Annotated in this window: 3 protein-coding genes; all 3 read right to left on the reverse strand. The window is 40.1% G+C overall.

Annotated elements, in window-relative coordinates; genetic code table 11:
- Positions 1-82: 82 nt before the first annotated feature.
- Positions 83-1,522 (reverse strand): DUF4367 domain-containing protein, encoded by a 1,440-nt coding sequence (locus tag ACH2DQ_RS17420; RefSeq protein WP_394915625.1) that lies wholly within the window; start codon positions 1,520-1,522, stop codon positions 83-85.
- Between the two features lie 120 nt (positions 1,523-1,642).
- A complete protein-coding gene (locus ACH2DQ_RS17425; RefSeq protein ID WP_394915624.1) occupies positions 1,643-2,158 on the reverse strand; it encodes an RNA polymerase sigma factor in 516 nt (171 codons plus the stop codon).
- A gap of 197 nt (positions 2,159-2,355) precedes the next feature.
- Positions 2,356-2,646 (reverse strand): AAA family ATPase (locus tag ACH2DQ_RS17430; protein WP_395027621.1); only part of this gene is annotated, 291 nt, incomplete at its 5' end.

A 2,646-nucleotide genomic window follows, 5' to 3' on the forward strand; every position in this document is an offset into this window, starting at 1 on the left:
CAGAAATAATTGTACTATTCCTCTTCATTGCATTTACTCTTATCAACTATAGTACTAACAATATCACTTCTTTCACAAATTGTCAATTAGTTTTTAAGGAAAAATATTTCGTTGTAAGTTCCGCATCTCCGCTGGTAATCGGCGGTGCCAGGAATATTTCTTCCGTCATATCTTCGTCCACCACATACATCAGCTTATAATTTAACGTTTCACCCGGATTTAGGGTACGATAGAAAAATTGATGGATTCTGTCATTGCCCTCTACATTCTGCGGCTGATCGAAATAGACCGGACCTTCCAGACTCGGCCAGTTTTCCATAGGAACAGCCATGCTTTCCCATTTGCTGTCCATATCATAGGTTCCGTCTTTGCGTGACTGAAGCCTTGCAGTACTCAGATATAAAGGTGCATTCACCGGTTTGTCTGCATAATTTTTTACCTGGACATCCACAACCAGGAACTTACTTCCCACTGATTCTTCTGTGCTTTCATCTATTGACATCCTGCCATCCTCATCCATCTTCTGGCGGAGATGATCACGCAGGCTGCCGTCTTCGTTCAGACAGGATGCTATATCCTCATCGTAATTATAGAAGTTTTCTTTGGGATAGTCTGCAATGGAATCTATATACTGTGCGCTCTCTATGGTGTATCCAAGTTTATTGAATCCGTCACCTAAAGCAGTAAGTTCCTCATTATCAAAATCCTGAGCCTTAATTTCCTGTCCGATAGGTGCAATCCGGTCTTCTCCAACCCCTGCTTCTTTCGCCTTCTGGTATTGTTCCTCCCTTTTCTGGTCTTCCTGCTGCATTCCCTTTTCTTTTTCCTCTTCTTCCGCCGTCGGAAGTGCGACCGTTTCATCCTGGGATTTCTCTATTTCAAGCTGGTCTGCTACTTTCTTTAATTCATCAACCGGAACGTCATAAAAACCCCAAACCTCTATGACATAACCGTCTTCCGGGTTAAACAGGAGCACACAGTTTCCCCTCCTGTATTTTTCCGCTTCCTTTACGGTAATCACGTGGGCTTCCATTCCATTTAGCGTTGTCTTCTCCACATTTTCAATCTTATCCACAGAAAACTCGTTGTTTAACCGCTTAATATCCGCTGTACTCATAGGAATGATGGAAATTCCATTTCCCCAGCTGTCCTCTTTACAGAATTTATTTTCTGCAAATTCTGTTGTATACCCTTCCGGCAGATACCCTGGTTTCACTTCGATTTTATTTGTACTTAATTCATAGTCAACCGTAAACTTGTATGATACAGAATCATTGCTTTGTACTACTTCCTTCTGGAAGAATCCGTTAGCAGCCAGTGCCACTAAAGAAGTCGTTGCAATCAGTGCAGCTGCTGCTGCCGCAACTACTACTTTCTTATAAGAACGATGCTTTCCTCTTCCAGATTTTTTGCTGCGTATTTCCTGATATGCCTGATTCATTTTCTGGTCCACTATATTTGTCGTTGTAATATCTTCATTCAATATTTTTTTAACTTCTTCTTCCGAATAATTTTTTCCCATTGATTTTGGCATCCTTTCTAATACTTATTTTTTCCATCGTTACACCATGAATAGCATATTTGCTCTATTCCTATTACTGGTTAGAATGCTTACCGGATAGAGAGCGATTTCTTTCACACTCTACCTGCCGGCACATGCTATGTCTTTTTGATATTCCCTGGCAAAGCTTTGCCTGGCACGCAGCAGGCGGCTTTTCACCGTATGCTCATTCATTTCCAGAAGTTCAGCAATTTCTCTTGTATTAAACCCTTCTACGTAGTATAAGATCAGGATAGTACGATATTTCTCATTGAGAGAATTCAAAAGTTCTGTAAATTCCAGGTTGTCCTGGGGCAGATCCGGATCTGCCAGTTCCGGGAATTCCTCCATAAGACATAATGTCTGATTCTGTCTTAAAATGTCCTTGCAGTTATTAATCAGTATCCGAACCAGCCATGTTTTAAAATACCGAGGTTCTTTTAATGTTTCTAACTTTTCATAACACTTTAATACCGTTTCCTGCATGGCATCTGCAATATCCTCCTCATGGTGCAGATAAGATTTTGCTATCTTGTACATGCTCTGCTTATTTATTTCCATAAGCTTGATGAATGCCTCTTCATCATTTTTCTGTGCTTTCATTACCAGATGCTTCAATGGAACACCTCCTTTTTCAAAGTGCATTTCTTTCGCACTTTTACGTGTTTACAATCATTAGACAAATGACAGTGGAAAAAGGATGCATTTTTAAAAAATTATTTTATTTTCTCATTCGAAAGAGTTTAATTTATATCTCCATTCATCCGTTTCTTCTATTATAAATAGTTTCTTCTATATATAGTATATAGTTATATTTATACCTCTTCATCCTCACTGTTCAGCAGGCGCTCTAATATCACCTCTCGGTGATTGATAAACATCTCCATCACCTGATAGCATTCTGCGTCTTCATAATTTATGGATGAAATGCTGTTATCATCAAAGGAATAGATGCCAGCATCCGGCATTCCAAGCAGGATAGGCGAATGTGTGGCTATGATGAACTGAGAACCCTCTTTTGCAAGCTGGGCTATGTATAGTAAAAGCGTCAGCTGCCTCTGTGGTGACAATGCCGCTTCCGGCTCGTCCAAAATATAAACCCCATC

Source organism: Robinsoniella sp. (assembly GCF_034124845.1).

What these genes read in the sequence shown, in the direction of transcription:
- ACH2DQ_RS17420 (WP_394915625.1), bottom strand. Translation starts at nt 1,522, where the DNA reads ATGGGAAAAAATTATTCGGAAGAAGAAGTTAAAAAAATATTGAATGAA.